Source organism: Nonomuraea sp. NPDC051191, assembly GCF_044455665.1.
GTDB lineage: Bacteria > Actinomycetota > Actinomycetes > Streptosporangiales > Streptosporangiaceae > Nonomuraea.
Map to the genome: position 1 here is coordinate 152,828 of NZ_JBITEZ010000005.1, position 17,436 is coordinate 170,263.

Consider the following 17,436-nt stretch of genomic DNA (forward strand, 5'->3'; position numbering starts at 1 on the left):
GCGCAGGTGTTATCCGTTTACGTGGACCTGGCCCTCGGCCTGGTGGTGTCGTTCCTGCTGCTTTCGCTGCTGGTGAGCGGGGTCAACGAGGCGTTCGTGCGCCTGCTCGCCATCCGCAGCAAGTTCCTGTGGGCCTACCTCAGGGACACCCTCGACGGCGCCGACGCGCAGGGCAGGTCGTGGCTGCCCGCCAAGCTGCGCGACGTGTTCGCCGCACTGCCGTTCACCCGCGATCCCCGGCCGGCCCACAGCGACCAGCCCGCGCCCGCCGAGCCCGGCACGCTGCCGGTCGCCGAGCCCAAGGCGCAGGACGCCATGATCAAGCTGCTGTACGAGCGCGTCCAGGAGATCGACCATCCGACCAAGGGCCGTACGAGCATCGCGAACATCCCGCCGGGGCGCTTCGCCGTCGCCCTGATGGAGATGGCGGCCGCCGAGCCCGAGGGCGTCGAGGGCCTCCTGGCCAAGCTCAAGGAGATGGGCAGCCCCCTGTACGGCCACCTGCGCGGCGTCTGGGAGACCGCGCAGCGCGACCTCGACCGGTTCAGGCAGGGCGTCGAGACCTGGTTCGACGGCGAGATGGAACGCCTGTCGATGTTGTACAAGCGCTACGTCAAGTGGGTGGTGGCCGTCCTCGGCCTCCTGGTGACCCTGCTGTTCACCATGGACGGCCTGGAGTACGGCAAGACGCTGCTGCGCGACAACGCCTTCCGCGCCTCGGTGACCGCCGTGGCCGAGGCGGGCCCGGCGGCGTACGACGAGCTCAAGGCCCGGTGCGGCCGGTCCGACCCGGTGCCGTGCATCACCGAGACGCTCAGCGAGCCCGCGATGGTCCAGATGCTCCAGCACGCGCTGGTCAGCATCGCCATCCCGGCCGAGGGCGACCCCACGCTCCACTGGAACGGCGCCGCCTGGTGGAACCGGCTCACCACCCCCAGCCACTGGCCCGGCTTCCTGCTGACGTACGTGGCCCTGTTGTTCGGCGCCCCCTTCTGGTGGGACGTGTTCCGCCGCATCACCGGCATCAGGTCCCGGCGCAAGGACCAGTGAGGGGAGCGACGGGTCAGGCGCTCATGGCGTACAGCACGTCGCGCAGGGACTCCTCGCGGCCGCGCAGCCAGACCAGGCGCAGGGCCAGCGCGGGCGCCCGGCAGTCGAGCTCGACCAGCGCGCCGGAGTCGAGGTCGGAGCCCAGGGCGAAGTCGGGCAGCAGCGCCTGCCCGAAGCCCTGCCTGGCCCACTCGCGGGCGGTGGCGATGCTGGTCAGCTCCCGGCGCGGCACGGCCGGGCCGAACGTCTGGTCGGCCGCGAGCCGGATCGAGCAGCCGGGCGGGCTCACCAGCAGCGGCTCGCGCTCGCCGTCGGGCGCGGCGACCAGCGACAGCGCGACCTCGCCGACGTCGAGGAAGTCCATGCCGGGCGGCGGGGTGAACCCGAGGCCGCCGATCCGGGGGCCGAGGTCCAGCAGCAGCGCCGCGTCCAGGTCGCCGGAGGCCACCTGGGCCAGCAGGTCGCGCCGCATCAGGGAGCGTACGTCCACGTCCAGGTCGGGGCGGCGTTCGGACAGGCGGCGCAGCACGGAGGGCAGCCGGGCGGCGGCCAGCATCTCCAGCGCGCCGACGCGCACCCGGCGGCGCCGGCCGGTGACCGCGCGGCGCACCTCCTCGGCGTGGTCGAGCAGGCCCTGCGCGCGGCCGAGCAGGGTGGCGCCGGCGTCGGTCAGCCGCATGCCCTGCGGTGTGCGCTCGAACAGCGCCACGCCGAGGCTGTCCTCCAGCCTGCGCACCTGCTCCGACACCGACGCGGGGGCCAGGCCGAGCGTGTTCGCCGCCCCGGTGACGGTGCCCGCGCCCGCCACCGCGACGAAGCCCCTCAACTGCCGCAAGTCCATATAAAGCAGCATAAGGTTTTCCCGAATGCCCCGTGCGGCGGCGCCTGTTGAGGGGAGAAGTCGCGTTTCAGCAGGCTGTGGGCATGCGAATGTTCGGCTTCTCCCTCGCCTACTTCCTGGTGATCCTCGACACGACCGTGCTGACGATCGCGCTGCCGGACCTGCGCGCCTCGCTCGGCGGCTCGCTGGCCGGGCAGCAGTGGGCGGTCAACGCCTACACCGTCGCCTTCGCCGCGTCGCTGCTCACCGGGGGCGCGGTGGCCGACCGGTTCGGCGCGGCCCGCGTCTTCAAGGCCGGGGTGGCGCTGTTCGGCGTGCTGTCGCTGCTCAGCGCGGCGGCGCCGGACCTGGGCGTGCTGGTCGCGCTGCGCGCCCTGCTCGGGGTGGCCGCGGCGCTGTGCACGGGCGGCTCGCTCGGCCTGCTCGCCGAGATGTACCCGGCGCCCGCCGTCCGCGCCCGCGCCACCGGCCTGTGGGCGGCGATCACCGGCTCGGCGCTCGCCGCCGGTCCCCTGCTCGGCGGTCTCCTGGTCGGCCTGTCCGGCTGGCGCGCCGTCTTCCTGGTCAACGTGCCCTTCGCCGTGACCAGCCTGCTGATCATGCGCGGCGTCGCCTCGCCGCGCGGCTCCCGCCGGATCGACTGGCAGGTCCAGGCGTTGGCCTGCGTGCTGCTCGGCCTGGTCGCCGAAGCCCTGATCGACTCCTCCGCGCTCGCCGCCGCGCTGGCCGTGGCCGTCCTGGTGGCCCTGGTGCTGGTGGAGCGCCGCAGCCACGCCCCCGCCCTGCCCGGCGGCCTGCTCGCCGCCACCTGGCCCGAGCTGCTGGCCGGTACGGCCGCCAACTTCGCCTTCTCCGGCGCGCTGTTCGTGCTCACCCTCCTCCTCCAGGACACCCGCCACCTGTCCCCGGTCGCCGCCGGGCTCGCCTTCCTGCCGCTCACGCTGCCCATGACGGTCAACCCGCTGCTCACCGGCCGCCTGGTGGCCCGCCACGGCCCGCGTCCGCCGATCCTGGGCGGCCTCGCCCTCCTCGCGACCGGCCTGGCCGGAGTCGCGCTCACCGACGTGTTGTGGCCCTGGCTGGTGGTCATGGGGTTCGGGCTGTCGTTCGTGCTCCCGGCGCTGATGGCGGGCATGGTGAACGCCGCCCCCGCGGGCACGGCGGGCACCGCGGGCGGCGTGCTGAACGCCTCCCGCCAGGTCGGCGCCACCCTCGGCGTCGCGGTGCTGGGCGTCGTCGGACGGCCCCTGCTCGTCGCGGCCGTCGTGACGGCGCTGGCGTTCGCCTGCTATGCCCTGGCCGCCGCCCGCGCCCGGCACGCCGCGAACGGGCGACGGGAGGCCGCCGCAGTATCGTGAGGCGCACCAGCGTGACGACCTGCGAGGTGACAGTGAGGTGACAGTGCGTTTCCAGCATTCCGACGACATCTGGCGGGACTTCCCCGACCTGGTGCCCTTCGCGCTCCACGTGGAGGGGGTCGACGCCGCCGCCCGCGTCGACGACCAGGTGGCCCGCTACTGCGACCTGGCCGCGCGGCGGGCCGGCCCCGAGAGCGAGCTGCCCGAGATCCAGGCGTGGCGGCGGGCGTTCACGCGGATGGGGCTCAAGCCGACGCAGTACCGGTGCGCGTCGGAGTCGCTGCTGCGCCGCTTCAGGAAGGAGGGCGCCCTGCCGCGCCTGCATCCCCTGATCGACCTGTGCAACGCGGTCTCGATCGCCTTCGCCGTCCCGGTGGCGGTGTTCGACGTCTCCCGGATCTCCGGCTTCGTGGAGGTGCGGTACGCCACGGGCGAGGAGACGTACCAGACCTTCTCCGGCGAGACGGAACAGCCGGCGCCCGGAGAAGTGATCTTCGCTGACGCGGACGGCCGGGCGCACGCGCGCCGCTGGACCAACCGGCAGAGCGGCCTGTCGGCGGTCGGCGACACCACCACCGACGTGCTCATCGTGGCCGAGGCCCTGCACGAGACGGCCCGCGCCGACGTCGAACGCCTGGCCGCGGCCCTCTACGACGAGCTGACCGCCCTGTGGCCGGTGTCGCCGAAGTCGGAGATCCTCACGCCGTCGGCGCCGCGCTTCGACTTCTGACCACCGCCGGCCACGGGCGGTCTCCCCGGATCAGCAGGGCGTGAAGTAGACCTTCTGGGTGCCCGACAGGATGCCCCACTCACCGGCGGGCTGGCCGCAGCCGAACCAGCGCTGGCCGACGAGCTGGTCGCCGCTGAAGTAGGCGAAGACGACGAGGAGGTCGCCGCCGGGCGGAGGCGGCGGAATGGCGTGAGCCGGGGTGGAACCGAGACAGAGCGCGCCGGCGGCCAGCACCGCGGCTAACACCCCTCGTGTGATCCTCATGACGGTCCTCCAGACCGTTCGGGCGCGTTCGGCCGATGGCCGGTTGCGTGATCTGGGATCAAGGTAACCGCGTTCGGGGACGGCCGCCAGAGCCCTCCTGGCGCCGCCCCGGCCCCCGCACACGGAACGGCCCGGCGTCGCGAACGATCGCGGCCGGGCCGTCTCCGTCAAGCCTTCGACGTCACACGTCGTAGTACAGCTCGAACTCGTGCGGGTGCGGCCGCAGGCGGATCGGGTCGACCTCGTTCTCCCGCTTGTACGACACCCACGTCTCGATCAGGTCGGGCGTGAACACGCCGCCTTCGAGCAGGTAGTCGTGGTCGGCCTCCAGCGCGGCGAGCACCTCGGGCAGCGAGCCGGGCACCTGCGGAACCTGGCGGGCCTCCTCCGGCGGCAGCTCGTAGAGGTCCTTGTCGACCGGCTCCGGCGGCTCGATCTTGTTGCGGATACCGTCGATCCCCGCCATCAGCATCGCCGCGAAGGCGAAGTACGGGTTGCACGACGGGTCGGGCACGCGGAACTCGATGCGCTTGGCCTTCGGGTTGGACCCCGTGATCGGGATGCGCACGCAGGCCGAGCGGTTGCGCTGGGAGTAGACCAGGTTGACCGGCGCCTCGTAGCCCGGGACCAGGCGGTGGTAGGAGTTGACCGTCGGGTTGGTGAAGGCGAGCAGCGACGGCGCGTGCCGCAGCAGGCCGCCGATGTAGTAGCGGGCGGTGTCGGACAGGCCCGCGTAGCCGACCTCGTCGTAGAACAGCGGCGAGCCGTCCTTCCACAGCGACTGGTGGCAGTGCATGCCGGAGCCGTTGTCACCGAAGATCGGCTTGGGCATGAACGTGACGGTGTGGCCGTACTCCAGGGCGGTGCTCTTGATGACGTACTTGTAGAGCATCAGGTTGTCGGCCGTCTTGAGCAGCGTGCCGAACTTGAAGTCGATCTCGGCCTGGCCCGCCGTGCCGACCTCGTGGTGCTGCATCTCGACGTCGATGCCGCACTCGATGAGGTTGCGCACCATCTCCGAGCGCAGGTCGGTGAAATGGTCCATCGGCGGGACCGGGAAGTAGCCGCCCTTGTAGCGCGGCTTGTAGCCCAGGTTGCCGCCCTCGGCCCGCTTGCCGGTGTTCCAGGCGCCCTCGATGGAGTCGATGTAGTAGTAGCCGGCGTTCGCCTTCGTCTCGAAGCGCACGTCGTCGAAGATGTAGAACTCGGCCTCCGGGCCGAAGTAGGCGGTGTCGGCGATGCCGGTGCCCTTGAGGTATTCCTCGGCCTTGCGCGCCACGTTGCGCGGGTCGCGGCTGTAGGCCTCGCCGGTCAGCGGGTCGTGCACGAAGAAGTTGAGGTTGAGCGTCTTGTGCTGGCGGAACGGGTCGAGCACCGCGCTGGACGGGTCGGGCAGCAGCAGCATGTCCGACTCGTGGATCGCCTGGAAGCCGCGGATGGACGAGCCGTCGAACATGAGCCCGTCGGTGAAGACGTTCGCGCCGAAGTTCTCAACCGGGAAGGTGAAGTGGTGCGTCGTCCCCGGCAGGTCGGTGAACCTGACATCGACGAACTGCACCCCTTCGTCACTGATGAACTTCAGGACGTCGTCGGCGGAGTTGAACACTCTCGAACCTCCCTGAGGGACTGGCCATCATGCCGACGCTAGGTCGCGGCCGTTTCCGTACGGTGTCTCGATTGTTTCGCATGTGTTACGCAGGGTCACGTCTCCTCGGACGTGTCGCAGCCCCCGTCGGAAACCGATCGTTCCTCCAGTTCGTAGGGGTCGGTGGCCGGGCCGCTCGGCGCGACGGAACCGGGCGGGTCGTCGTCGTAGACGGGATGGACGAAGCCGTCTTTGGTGCCGCACCTGGCCGGGGTGTGACTCATGCCCCACTCCACGTACGCGGCCGTCCGGCCCTCCGCGCGGTACAACCGCACCTCGCCGGTGAGGTGCGAGACCAGCCGCATGGTGGTGGACGGCTCGCCGGGACGGCGCACGGCGTAGACGGCCAGGTAGTTCACCGCGACCTTGACGCCGCGCAGGCCGTCCTCCCGGAAGGTGCCCAGGCGGGCGGTGCCGTTGACCTTGATCACGTCGCCGACCGGCTCGGCGCTGCCGGGGGCGAAGCTGTTGACCAGGTCGCGGCTGTCGTACTTCTTGCCGCCCAGCTCCTCGTAGAACCACTCGCGCTGGTCGGGGTCGAGCAGCCCGGCGAACGCCTTGGGCCTGCCTCCCAGCAGTGTCTCGCGGTCGAGGAGGGCCGCCGCGAGCAGGGCGCGGGTGCGTTTCAGCCCCTTGGCCACGTCCGCCTTCGACAGGCCGCCCAGCGCCTTGGCCTCCGGCATCACGAAGCCCGCGGCGCCGTCGGCGTAGCGCTCGGCGGGCGAGCCGGCGAAGGGGTTGTCGGTCCGTGCGGGATTCGCGAGGACCGGCAGGCCCTCCAGGCCCGGGTTCGCGCCGAGCCGGCCGGGGCGATAGATGATCATGAGGCCCGCGGCGCTCACGACCACGCCCAGCACGATCAGCGCGACCGACATGCGTCCGAGCCTGCGCGAACCGGGGCCGGCGGGTAAGCGCTCCGGCCGCGGCGGGCGTGGCGCGCGTTGTGGCGGGGCGCCCGCCCCGGCCTCCCTGGCCTGCCTGGCGGCCGACGAGCGCATCCTGCGGCGCTCGCCCTCGTCGATCTGCGCGACCACCTCGTTGAAGCGCGCGTCAAGGTCATCCCCGTGTGGCATGGCGACCATGATGGCGGGGGCAGGGCGCGGTTGGGTCACGACGCCGACCGGCCCGGGGGCCGGATACCGTTGAAGGCATGAGCAGCAATGAGCCTCGGTGGACGCAGACCTGGCTGGGCGGCGTCCGGTCCGCCGGGATCGACCTCGGATACCCGGGTGAGCGTCTCGGGCTGCCCGAGGAGGGCAGCGGATCGGTCGCCGGGTGGGGGCGCAGGATCGCCGCGCTCGCGATCGACTGGATGATCTGCACCTGGTTCGTCGTGCAGCTGCTGCTCAGGATGAACCCGGCCGAGTCCCCGTGGGCGCCCGTGGCGGTGTTCGCGCTGCAATACCTGCTGCTCGTCGGCTTCATGGGCCAGACGTTCGGCCACCGGCTGGCCGGCATCCGCGTCGCCGCCATGGACGGCGGCGCACCGCGCCTGCTGCCCGTGCTGGTGCGCACCGTGCTGCTGGGCCTGGCCCTGCCGGCCCTGATCTGGGACCGCGACCACCGCGGGGTGCACGACCGGGTGTCCAACACCGTGGTCGTCCGGATGTGACGACCTCCGGGGCGGGCCGGTGGTTCGGCCCGCTCATGGTGGCGGCGGTGTGCGTGCAGGCGGCGACGTTCGCGGCCCGTCCGATGGTGAGCTACCGGGCCATCGAGATCGGCGCCGGCAACCTCGGCATCGGGCTCGTCACCGCCGGTTTCTCGCTGCTCCCGCTCTTCGCGGCCGTCTCCGTGGGGCGCTGGGTGGACGCCTCCGGCGAGCGCGGCGCGGCCCTGCTGGGCGCCGCGCTGATCACCGGCAGCGCCCTGGCGCTGGCCGTGGCCCGTTCGCTGTGGGCGCTGGTGCTGCTCAACGCGGTGTTCGGGCTCGGGCACCTGCTGTCCGTCGTCGCCCAGCAGGCCGTCATCGCCAACCGGGTCGCCGCCGGAGGCCACGACCGCGCCTATGCGCGCTTCACCGTCTTCACCTCGCTCGGCCAGCTCGCCGGGCCGTCCGCCGCGGCCCTGGTGGCGGGCGGCACCGCTTCCGGGGGCGCGGCCCAGGTGGGGCCCGCCCTCGCCGTGGCGGCCGGGTTCGGGCTGGTGGCGGGGCTGGCGAGCCTGCGCACCGGCGGTCCCGGCCCGGCTCGGGGGCGGGCCGCCGTCCGGCGCTTCCCGCTGCGGGGCACGCTCGGCCAGGAGGGCATGTGGCAGGCCCTGATGACGAGCCTGGCCACCGTGTCCACGCTCGACCTGGTGCTGGCGTACCTGCCGGCCTGGGGGGAGAGCCGCGGCGCCGGGGTGGTCGCGGTCGGCGCGCTGCTGGCGCTGCGGGCCGCCGCCACCATGGCGAGCAGGCTCGCCATGGAACGCCTGGTCCTGCGGTACGGCCGCCGCGCCGTCCTGGTGACCAGCACCGTCGTGGCCGCGGTCACCGTCGCCGCGCTGCCCCTGTGCGGGCCGGCCGCCGCGGTGCCGGTCGTCGCGCTGATGGGGCTCGCGCTGGGGCTGGGCCAGCCGCTGACGTTGTCGTGGGTGGCCGGACGCGCGCGGGCGGGCGAGCGCGGCACGGCGCTCGCGCTGCGCCTGACCGGCAACCGGCTGGGCCAGGTGCTGGTGCCGGCCCTGGCGGGCGTGGTGGCGGGCGCGACCGGCGTGCTCGGCGTCTTCACGCTCAGCGCCGCCATGCTGGCCGCCACCGCCGGTCTGGCCGCCCGCGCGCCGATGAGCACCGCGGAGTAGAAACCATACCGGGTTGGAAAACGTACCGGGTATGGTTATGGTGGTCCCATGATGGCGGGGCTCAGGGAGCGCAAGAAGGAGCAGACCCGGCGGCGCATCACGGAGACGGCTCTGCGGCTGTTCGCCGAGCGCGGCTACGACGCGGTGACGGTCAACGAGATCGCCGAGGCGGCCGGGGTCGCGAAGGTCACGCTGTTCGCGTACTTCCCCAGCAAGGAGTGCCTGGCGCTCGACGGCGTGTCGGAGGACCCGGCCGCGATCGTGGCGGGCCGCGGGCCGGGCCGCTCGCCGCTCGGCGCGCTGCGCGAGCACTACCGGTCGATGGCCGCCCGGGGCGCCGGGGAGGTCGACGTGGAGGGGCTGCTGACCCGGGTCCGGGTGATCGCGGCCACCCCGGCGCTGCTGGCCGCCGTCCAGCAGGTGCACGCGGGGGAGCGGTACGAGCTGGCCGCGGCGCTGGCCGAGGCGGCGGGCGCGCCCGCGGACGACCTGACCGCCCGGCTCATGGCGGCCCAGATCACCGGCGCGATCACCACGTTGCAGGAGGCGTTCTTCCACCGGCTCGTCTCGGGGGCCTCGCTGGAGGAGGCGGGCCGGCTGCTGGCCGGTGACGTCGAGACGGCCTTCGACCTCCTCGAACACGGCTTTTCATCCACTAAAAGGGGAAAATCATGAAAAAAGGGATTAACTATGACACCGGGTTCTTGAACGGCCCCCAGCTCACCCGTCGCACCCTCGACCCCGACGTCGTCGCCCGCGAGATGCGGGTGATCGCCGACGAGCTCCACTGCACGGCCGTCCGCGTGTCCGGCGGCGACCCCGAACGGCTGTCCGTCGCGGCCGAGCGGGCGGCGGCGGCCGGCCTGGAGGTGTGGTTCGCGCCCTTCCCCGTCGACGCCACCCCGGAGGAGGCCGTCGCCCTCTACGCCGACTGCGCGGCCCGCGCCGAGGACCTGCGCCGCGGCGGCGCGGAGGTCGTGCTGGTCGCCGGGTGCGAGACCAGCGCCTTCTGCCACGGCTTCATCCCCGGGGCCACGTACGGCGAGCGCCTGGCGGCCATGACGACGGCCGACCTCGCCTGGTGGCAGTCGCTGGCCGAGATCGTGCCCCGCTTCAACGCCTTCCTGGCCGAGGCCGCCGCGACGGTCAGGGCCGGGTTCGGCGGCCGGCTCACGTACGCGTCGGGCCCCTGGGAGCTGATCGACTGGACGCCGTTCGACATCGTCGGCGTCGACGCCTACCGCGCCGCCTACAACGCCGCGGACTACCCCGCGGAGCTGCGCGCCCACTTCACCCACGGCAAGCCGGTGGCCGCCACCGAGTTCGGCACCTGCGCCTACAAGGGCGCGGGGGAGCGCGGCGGCTCGGCGTACATGGTGCCCGAGGGGGCCGTCCCGGACGAGGGCGAGCAGGTCCGCTACCTGACCGAGCTGCTCGACGTCTTCGAGGCCGAGGGCCTGGACGCCGCCTTCTGGTTCACCTTCGCCGCCTACCACCGGCGCGGCGCCGACGACCTCGGCTCCTACGGCGTGGTCAGGATGCTCGACGAGACCCGCTGGGAGCCCAAGGAGGTCTTCGCCGCGATGGCGGCTAGGTATTCGCGCACGTGAAGATGGCCGTGCCGGGCAGGTGACGGCCGCGCAGCGGGCTCCAGCCGCCCCACGCCCGCTCGTGACCCTGCGGCCACTCCGGCTCCAGCAGGCCGGTGAGGGTCAGCCCGGAGGCGGCCAGCAGGCCGATCCAGTCGCCCATCGTGCGGTGGTGCTCGACGTAGGAGGCGGAGCCGTCGTCGTCCCGCTCGACGTAGGGCGAGCGGTCGAAGTAGGAGCGGTCGGAGGTGAGCCCGCGCGGGCCGGGGTCGTCGGGGAAGGCCCACCGGATCGGGTGGCTCACCGAGAACACGAACCGGCCGCCCGGCCTCAGCACCCTGCGCACCTCGCGGAAGACCGCCAGCGGGTCGGCCACGAACGGCAGCGCCCCGTACGCCGAGCACGCCAGGTCGAAGGCGCCGGACGCGAACGGCAGCGACTCGGCGTCGGCCTGGGCCACGGGGACGCGCAGGCCGGTGTCGAGGTCGATGCGCTGGGAGTGGCGCAACTGCCGGTGGGAGATGTCGAAGGCGGCCACCCGTGCCCCCTGCGTCACCAGCCACCGCGCGCACTGCGCCGCGCCGCAGCCGATCTCCAGCACGTGCCGGCCGCGCACCTCGCCCAGGAGGTGCGCGTCGGCCTCGTCGACGCCCTCGGGACACCAGACGAACCCGGTGTCCCGCAGGAAGCCGCCGTGCTCGACCTGGTAGTCGTCGGCGTTGCCGTCCCACCAGAGGCGGTTGGCCCGCGAGGAGACCGACAGCACTAGCGCATCTTCGGGCCGCGCGGCATGCGGGCCCCCTTGGGCATCGGGCCCTTCGGCATCGGCAGGTTCTTCGGCAGCGAGCGCAGCCGGTCCTTGACCTCGTTGACCGAGGGCTTCTTCAGGTTGCGCGGCAGCTTCATGATGTGCCGCTGGAGCTTGGCGATCGGCACCTGGCCCTCGCCGTCGCCGCACTGGATGTCGTAGATCTCGACGCCCAGCACCACGCGCGCGACCCGCTTCTTCTCGGCCGCGAGCATCTTGGCCACCCGGTTGCCGGGGCCCTCGGAGACCAGCACGACCCCCGGGAAGCCGACGACGAGGTGGACCAGGTCCTGGTCACGGTTGACGGCGATGGCCGGGGTGACCTGCCAGTTGCCCCGCATGCCCTGCAGCACCGCGGCGGCGGCGCCGGTCTGGCCGTGCAGGATCGAGTACTGGGCCTTCTGGGCGAGCTGGCCGAAGACGACCAGCCCGACGGTGAGCGCGGCCAGGACGCCGATGAACACCGAATACCACAGGTAGTCCGTGACCAGGCCGATCACGACGACCACAGCCAGCGTGCCCACCGCCGAGAGGAAGACGATGGGCATCCCCTTGGGATTGGCCTGCTTGATGATCTGCGCGATCATGCGGAGCTGCTTGATGCGCCCCGGCTTCTCTGGATCCTCGGACTTTGCCATGCTCAGAAGGATACAAACCAACTGGTGCACTATGGAAAACGCGACCGGCCTTTGTCGCTAGATCTTCACCGTGATCGACAGCCTGGGGTCCGCGACGTGGTGCGACGCCTGGAGCGTGTACTCGCCCTCGACCGTGCGCCAGCCGTCCCGCCACACCTGGAAGGCGCGTTCGGGCAGGAAGACGGTCGTGATCACGGTCTCTCCCGGCCCGGCCTCGACCACGTCGAACCCGGCCAGACGGCGTTCGGCGCCCTGGCCGAGATAGATCTGCACGACCTCGCGGCCGAAGCGGTCGCCGGTGTTGGTCAGCGCGACGGTCACGGTGCCGCCCTCGGCGGCGATCGAGTCGTAGCTCCAGGTCGTGTAGCCGAGCCCGTGGCCGAACCAGAAGGCCGGAACCCGCCCTGACCGCTCCCAGGCCCGGTACCCGATGGACGTGCCCTCGTCGTAGGCCACAGCGCCGTCCACGGGGGTGACGTCGGTGACGGGGGCGTCCTGGAGCGTCCGCGGCCACGTGGTGGGCAGGCGTCCGCCGGGCTCGGCGTGGCCGGACAGCACGTCGGCCAGCGCCGACCCGGCCTCCTGCCCGGGGAACCAGGTCAGCAGCACGGCCGCGACCTCGTCCGCCCATGGCATCTCCACCGGTGAGCCCGCGTTGACCACGACCACCGTGCGCGGGTTGGCCGCGGCCACGGCGCGGATCAGCTCGTCCTGGCGGCCGGGGAGCGCGAGGTCCGTGCGGTCGAAGCCCTCGCTCTCGACCTCGGGCGTCGTCGAGGCCACGACCACCGCCACGTCACTGTCCGCCGCCAGCCGCACGGCCTCGGCGATCAGCTCGTCCGGGCCCGGCGCCGGGTCGGCGTGGCCCAGCGTGTACGCCACGAACGCCATGCCCCCGAAGGCCCCCGCCGGATGCGTCACGCTCAGCTCGTACGGCTCGCCCGCGGCCATCTCGACGGCGAACCGCCGCTCCGGCGGCGCCAGGAACGCGGCCGCCGGATCGCCGCCCTCCAGCTCGATCGCCGCGTCGAAGACGGTCTCGCCGTTCACCGTGACGGTGAAGTGGCCCACGCCCGCCACCGACAGCTCGTGCCGGCCCGACCTGCCCGGCGTGTACGCCGCCCGCAGCCGTACCGCCCCGAGCCGCTCGCCGTCCACGTCCGGCGGCAACTGGCCGATCCACCGCGCCTCGGCCGCCGCCAGCGGATGCTCGGCCAGCAGGCCGCCGTCGCCGTCGAGGAACTGCGCCACGACCGGGCAGGCCAGCGGGGCCAGCCGGATGCGCGGGTCGGTCCCGACGGCGTGGCGGACCTCGACGCCCTCCAGCGCGCCCAGCCCCGCCAGCGGGGAGACGACCCGGTCGGGGAAGATCTGGGCGCTGCCGCCGCCCATGACCCGGGCCTCGTCCGCGGCCGAGCCGATGAGCGCCAGCGTGCGCACGTCCCGCAGCGGCAGCACGCCGTCGTTGGTGAGCAGCGTGAACCCGCGCACGGCCACCTCGCGGGCCAGCGCGACGCCGTCGATCACGCCGGGCTCGGGCCGGTCGCCGCCGCCGAGCGCGCCGGTGCGCCGGGCGAGCCGCAGGATGCGCCGCACCTTGTCGTCGATCACCGACTCGGGCACCCGCCCCTCCCGTACGGCGGCCTCCAGCTTCTCCCCCCAAGGGCCGAACGGTCCGGGCATGGCCACGTCGGTCCCGCCCAGGGCGGCGGCCTCGGTGCTGCGCACGGCCGTCCAGTCGGACACGACGAGCCCGTCGAACCCCCACTCGTCCTTGAGCACGCCGTTGACCAGGTCGGAGTGCTCGGTCATGGTGGTGCCGTTCACCGAGTTGTAAGCCGTCATCAGCCCCCAGGCGCCGGCCCGCACGACCCGCTCGAACGGCTGCAGGTAGACCTCGCGCAACGCCTTCTCGCCGACCTCGACGTTCACGGTGAAGCGGTCGGTCTCGAAGTCGTTGGCCACGAAGTGCTTGGGCGTGGTGGCCACGCCGCCCTCCTGCACGCCCTCGACGTAGGCCGCGCCGATCTCGCCCGTCAGGTACGGGTCCTCCGAGAAGCACTCGAAGTGCCGGCCGCCCAGCGGGGAGCGGTGCAGGTTGATCGTGGGCGCGAGCAGCACGTGCACGCCCTTGCGCCGGGCCTCCTGGGCCAGCAGCGCGCCGGCCCGCCGGACGAGGCCCACGTCCCAGGTGGCCGCGAGCGCGGTCGGGCTCGGCAGCGCGATCGACGGGTCGGCGGAGGTCCACTGCTCGCCGCGGACGCCGATCGGGCCGTCGCTCATCACGAGCCGGTCCAGGCCGATCTCGGGGATCGCCGGAAGGGACCACATGCCGGCGCCGGTGAGCAGGCGGATCTTGGTGGGGAGGTCGAGCCGGTCGATCAGTTCGTCGAGTTCCACGGCATCAGTGTTTCCCAGGAAACCGAGTACTCGATAGGTTTGTGACCTTTACGTTACGCAAAGCCTGTCATCGGGCGAAGAACTCCAGCAACTCGGGCACCAGCGCCTCCGGCGTCACGGCGTGGGCCTGATCCTCCAGCACCCGGTGCCGCGCCTCCGGCACGGCCGCCGCGACCGCCCGCGCCGCGGCCGCCATCCACCGGGGGCTGCGCTCGCCGCTCAGGACGAGCAGCGGCTGCGCGATCGCGGCCAGCGCGGCGGCCGGCAGCCGGTTGCCCGGCCCGAGGACGGCGGCCTCGTAGACCAGCGTGCGGGCCACGCCCTTGAGGTGCGCCCACGACGCGTCGGCCCGCATCGCGGCCACGGCCTCGGCCGGCACCTCGGCCGCCTCCACCATGAACCGCTCGACCGCCTCCTCCCACCGGCCGGCGTCGACCAGCGACTCAAGCTGCGCGGCGAAGTCGTCCGGCAGCGGGGGAGCGTCGTCGTCCACGTGGTAGGGCGGCTCCCACACCGCCACCCGGGTGATCCCGAGGCCCCGCGCGGCGGCCTCCAGCACGAGCGCCGCGCCGGACGAGCCCCCGAACACCATGGCCGTCCCGCCCGCCGCGCCGATCACCGCCGCCAGGTCCTCGATCTCCCGCTCGACCGCGTACGGACGGGTGTCGCCGCTGCCGCCCCGGCCCCTGCGGTCGTAGTCGAGGACCCTGAACCAGGGCGACAGGGCGGCGGCCACGCCCGCCAGTGTCGGGTGCGACCGGTCGCCGAACGCGCCGTTGACCAGCACGACCGCCGGCCCGGCGCCGTAGCCGTCGAAGGCGAGGACGGTGCCGTCCGCCGAGGTGACCCGGCCGCTCACGCGGGCTGGACCAGGCACAGCGCCTCCCAGTGGTGCCCGTCGAGGTCGGCGAAGCCGCGCTGGTAGCGGAACCCGGCCTCCTGCGGCACGCCGGCCGGGGTGGCGCCGAGCGCGAGCGCCTTGTCCACCAGTTCGTCCACCTGGGCCGGGTTCTCCATGCCGAGCACCACGATGGCCTCGGTGCTGGTGGCGGCGTCGGCGATCTCCTTGCTGACGTACGTGGCGAACGTCGGCTCGGTGAGCAGCATCACCTGCGTCTGCTCGTTGATCAGGATCGAGGCCATGCCCTCGGCCATGCCGTACATGGTGAAGCCGAGCTCGGTGAAGAACTTCTGCGACCGGTCCAGGTCCTTCACCGGCAGGTTGAGGAAGAGCTGCATGTCGTGGTCCTTAGCGTTCTGAGGTGTTTTGCGACACCCTCAGTCTGCTCACCGCGCCCCCGCGCGTCTTGGATCCCAGCGCCAGGGAAGTTGACGATCAGCGCACGGGATCGGCGCGCCGGAACTCGGCGGGCGGCATCCCGTACGCCCGCTTGAACAGCCTGCTGAAGTGCGCCGAGTCGGGCAGCCCCCACCGGGCCCCGACCTCGCTCACCGGCACGTGGCGGGCGGCGAGCAGGTCGGCGCGACAGCGCTCCAGCCGCCGGTGCCTGATCCAGGCGGCCACCGTCGTGTTCTCGGACTGGAACAGCCGGTGCAGGTGACGCACCGAGACGTGGTGCGCCTCGGCCACCATGGCCGGGTCGAGGTCGGGCCACCCCAGACGCTGGTCGATGAAGGCGCGCACGCGCACCAGCAGCGCGCGGCGGCGGGCGTCCTCGGGCACCGCGTCGGCCCGCTCCGCGCGCTCGGCCAGGGCCGTGGTGACCAGGTCCATCACCACCGTCGCCAGCCTGGCCGCGCTGGCCGGGGTGTAGTCGTCGTAGTCCTGGGTGACCCGGCGCAGCAGCGGCACGGCCAGCGCGCCGGCGCCGTCACGCGCCGAGACGGGCACCGCGGTCAGCCGGGCCATGTCGTCGTACGGCAGCGGCAGCAGCTCGTGCGGGAAGCTGAACACCGCGAGCTGCACGGCCGAGTCGTAGGCCACCTCGTAGGGCCGGGTGAAGTCGTAGACGGCGAACTCGCCCTTGCCCAAACGGATCTCGCGGCCGTCCTGGCGCAACACCGGGTTGCCAGAGACGGCCAGCACGGCCCGGTAGAGCTCGGGGTTGTCACGGTGGATCAGCCGCGCGGTGCGGTGGACGCTGTGCGGCGTGGACGTGCGCACCCGGCCCACGCCCACCGGGCCTAATTGCCCCAGCTCGATCTCGCCCCGCAGCGGCGCGCCGGAGTCGATGCGCAGGTCGAGCGGGCCGAGCGTGTCGCAGACGATGCCGCGCCAGGCGTCGTGGCGGCTGCGCGCGGGCAGATCGCTCGTGCGGATCACGGTCGCCATCGCCTCGCCCCTTCCTCGGCCGCCCTGCCATGCTAGGGACGCGAAAAGCCCCGGGCAAACCGCCCGGGGCTCCGCTCGCGGCGTGGATCAGGTGGTCTGACGGGCCGCGATGGCCTGCTGGTAGAGCCTGCCCGCGCGGTAGGACGAGCGCACCAGCGGGCCGGACAGCACGCCGGCGAACCCGATCGCCTCGGCCTCGGCCTGCAGCTCGACGAACTCCTCCGGCTTGACCCAGCGCTCCACCGGGTGGTGGCGCGGCGTGGGACGCAGGTATTGAGTGATCGTCAGCAGGTCGGTACCGGCGGCGTGCAGGTCGCGCATCGCCTCGACGACCTCTTCGCGGGTCTCGCCCATGCCCAGGATCAGGTTGGACTTGGTGACCAGCCCGGCCTCGCGGGCCGTCGTGATCACCCCGAGCGAGCGCTCGTAGCGGAAGGCCGGGCGGATGCGCTTGAAGATGCGCGGCACCGTCTCCACGTTGTGGGCGAACACCTCGGGCTTGCTGGAGAAGACCTCCTCCAGCTGGTCGCGGTTGCCGTTGAAGTCGGGCACCAGCAGCTCGACGCCGCAGCCGGGCAGCAGGGTGTGGATCTGCCGCGCGGTCTCGGCGTAGAGCCAGGCGCCGCCGTCGGGCAGGTCGTCGCGGGCCACGCCGGTCACGGTCGCGTAGCGCAGGCCCATCTGCTGGACGGACTCGGCGACCCGGCGCGGCTCGTCGCGGTCGTATTCCTTGGGCTTGCCCGTGTCGATCTGGCAGAAGTCGCACCGGCGCGTGCACTGGTCGCCGCCGATGAGGAAGGTCGCCTCGCGATCTTCCCAGCACTCGTAGATGTTGGGACAGCCCGCCTCTTCACAGACCGTGTGCAGGCCCTCCCGGCGCACGAGCGATTTCAGCTCGGTGTATTCGGGGCCCGTCTTCAGCTTGGTCTTGATCCACGGGGGCTTGCGCTCGATAGGGGTCTCGGCGTTACGCACCTCCAGGCGGAGGAGCTTTCTGCCATCAGGAGCAACGGTCACCCGTCCAGCTTACGTCCGC

Annotated in this window: 18 protein-coding genes; 7 read left to right on the top strand and 11 right to left on the bottom strand. The window is 72.7% G+C overall.

Annotated elements, in window-relative coordinates:
• Positions 1–6 precede the first annotated feature (6 nt).
• A complete protein-coding gene (locus ACIA8R_RS15560; protein WP_397038858.1) occupies positions 7–1,050 on the top strand; it encodes a hypothetical protein in 1,044 nt (347 codons plus the stop codon).
• Positions 1,051–1,063: 13 nt separating this feature from the next.
• On the opposite strand, the gene ACIA8R_RS15565 is transcribed toward ACIA8R_RS15560, so the two are convergent.
• Positions 1,064–1,891: a LysR family transcriptional regulator gene (locus ACIA8R_RS15565; RefSeq protein WP_364091445.1), complete on the bottom strand. Its 828-nt coding sequence runs from the start codon at positions 1,889–1,891 to the stop codon at positions 1,064–1,066.
• An 83-nt stretch (positions 1,892–1,974) separates the two neighbouring features.
• On the opposite strand from ACIA8R_RS15565, the gene ACIA8R_RS15570 reads away from it, so the two are divergent.
• Together ACIA8R_RS15570 and ACIA8R_RS15575 are read left to right on the top strand one after the other, a co-directional pair.
• Entirely contained in the window at positions 1,975–3,249 is a 1,275-nt protein-coding gene (locus ACIA8R_RS15570) for an MFS transporter (protein ID WP_397038860.1), read from the top strand.
• 43 nt (positions 3,250–3,292) lie between these two features.
• Positions 3,293–3,979: a B3/4 domain-containing protein gene (locus ACIA8R_RS15575; protein WP_397038862.1), complete on the top strand. Its 687-nt coding sequence runs from the start codon at positions 3,293–3,295 to the stop codon at positions 3,977–3,979.
• Positions 3,980–4,009: 30 nt separating this feature from the next.
• Here ACIA8R_RS15575 and ACIA8R_RS15580 read toward each other — a convergent pair whose 3' ends face one another.
• The 3 genes from ACIA8R_RS15580 to ACIA8R_RS15590 form a co-directional block, all read right to left on the bottom strand.
• Positions 4,010–4,243 (bottom strand): hypothetical protein, encoded by a 234-nt coding sequence (locus ACIA8R_RS15580; protein WP_357700734.1) that lies wholly within the window; start codon positions 4,241–4,243, stop codon positions 4,010–4,012.
• 181 nt (positions 4,244–4,424) lie between these two features.
• Positions 4,425–5,849: a type I glutamate--ammonia ligase gene (gene glnA / locus ACIA8R_RS15585; RefSeq protein ID WP_357700733.1), complete on the bottom strand. Its 1,425-nt coding sequence runs from the start codon at positions 5,847–5,849 to the stop codon at positions 4,425–4,427.
• Between the two features lie 95 nt (positions 5,850–5,944).
• A complete protein-coding gene (locus ACIA8R_RS15590) occupies positions 5,945–6,961 on the bottom strand; it encodes a hypothetical protein (protein WP_397038864.1) in 1,017 nt (338 codons plus the stop codon).
• A 77-nt stretch (positions 6,962–7,038) separates the two neighbouring features.
• On the opposite strand from ACIA8R_RS15590, the gene ACIA8R_RS15595 reads away from it, so the two are divergent.
• The 4 genes from ACIA8R_RS15595 to ACIA8R_RS15610 are packed head-to-tail and all read left to right on the top strand — an operon-like array spanning position 7,039 to position 10,282.
• Positions 7,039–7,500, top strand: a complete 462-nt coding sequence (locus tag ACIA8R_RS15595; protein ID WP_357700729.1) for an RDD family protein — start codon at positions 7,039–7,041, stop codon at positions 7,498–7,500.
• A complete protein-coding gene (locus ACIA8R_RS15600) occupies positions 7,497–8,672 on the top strand; it encodes an MFS transporter (protein WP_397038866.1) in 1,176 nt (391 codons plus the stop codon). The genes ACIA8R_RS15595 and ACIA8R_RS15600 overlap by 4 nt, the downstream gene beginning before the upstream one ends.
• A 48-nt stretch (positions 8,673–8,720) precedes the next feature.
• Positions 8,721–9,347, top strand: coding sequence for a TetR/AcrR family transcriptional regulator (locus ACIA8R_RS15605; RefSeq protein WP_397038868.1), 627 nt, complete (start codon positions 8,721–8,723; stop codon positions 9,345–9,347).
• Positions 9,344–10,282, top strand: a complete 939-nt coding sequence (locus ACIA8R_RS15610) for a hypothetical protein (RefSeq protein ID WP_397038870.1) — start codon at positions 9,344–9,346, stop codon at positions 10,280–10,282. The genes ACIA8R_RS15605 and ACIA8R_RS15610 overlap by 4 nt, the downstream gene beginning before the upstream one ends.
• On the opposite strand, the gene ACIA8R_RS15615 is transcribed toward ACIA8R_RS15610, so the two are convergent.
• From ACIA8R_RS15615 to lipA, 7 genes are all read right to left on the bottom strand, one after another.
• Positions 10,263–11,027, bottom strand: coding sequence for a class I SAM-dependent methyltransferase (locus ACIA8R_RS15615; RefSeq protein ID WP_397038872.1), 765 nt, complete (start codon positions 11,025–11,027; stop codon positions 10,263–10,265). The genes ACIA8R_RS15610 and ACIA8R_RS15615 overlap by 20 nt on opposite strands.
• Positions 11,027–11,707: a DUF4191 domain-containing protein gene (locus ACIA8R_RS15620; RefSeq protein WP_352323051.1), complete on the bottom strand. Its 681-nt coding sequence runs from the start codon at positions 11,705–11,707 to the stop codon at positions 11,027–11,029. The genes ACIA8R_RS15615 and ACIA8R_RS15620 overlap by 1 nt, the downstream gene beginning before the upstream one ends.
• Positions 11,708–11,764: 57 nt before the next feature.
• A complete protein-coding gene (locus ACIA8R_RS15625) occupies positions 11,765–14,107 on the bottom strand; it encodes a glycoside hydrolase family 3 protein (RefSeq protein WP_397038874.1) in 2,343 nt (780 codons plus the stop codon).
• Between the two features lie 67 nt (positions 14,108–14,174).
• Entirely contained in the window at positions 14,175–14,984 is an 810-nt protein-coding gene (locus ACIA8R_RS15630) for an alpha/beta fold hydrolase (protein ID WP_397038876.1), read from the bottom strand.
• A complete protein-coding gene (locus ACIA8R_RS15635; protein ID WP_357700714.1) occupies positions 14,963–15,346 on the bottom strand; it encodes a VOC family protein in 384 nt (127 codons plus the stop codon). The genes ACIA8R_RS15630 and ACIA8R_RS15635 overlap by 22 nt, the downstream gene beginning before the upstream one ends.
• Before the next feature lie 97 nt (positions 15,347–15,443).
• A complete protein-coding gene (locus ACIA8R_RS15640; protein WP_364091422.1) occupies positions 15,444–16,400 on the bottom strand; it encodes a helix-turn-helix domain-containing protein in 957 nt (318 codons plus the stop codon).
• 87 nt (positions 16,401–16,487) lie between these two features.
• Positions 16,488–17,417, bottom strand: coding sequence for a lipoyl synthase (gene lipA / locus ACIA8R_RS15645; protein ID WP_357700710.1), 930 nt, complete (start codon positions 17,415–17,417; stop codon positions 16,488–16,490).
• Between the last annotated feature and the right edge of the window lie 19 nt (positions 17,418–17,436).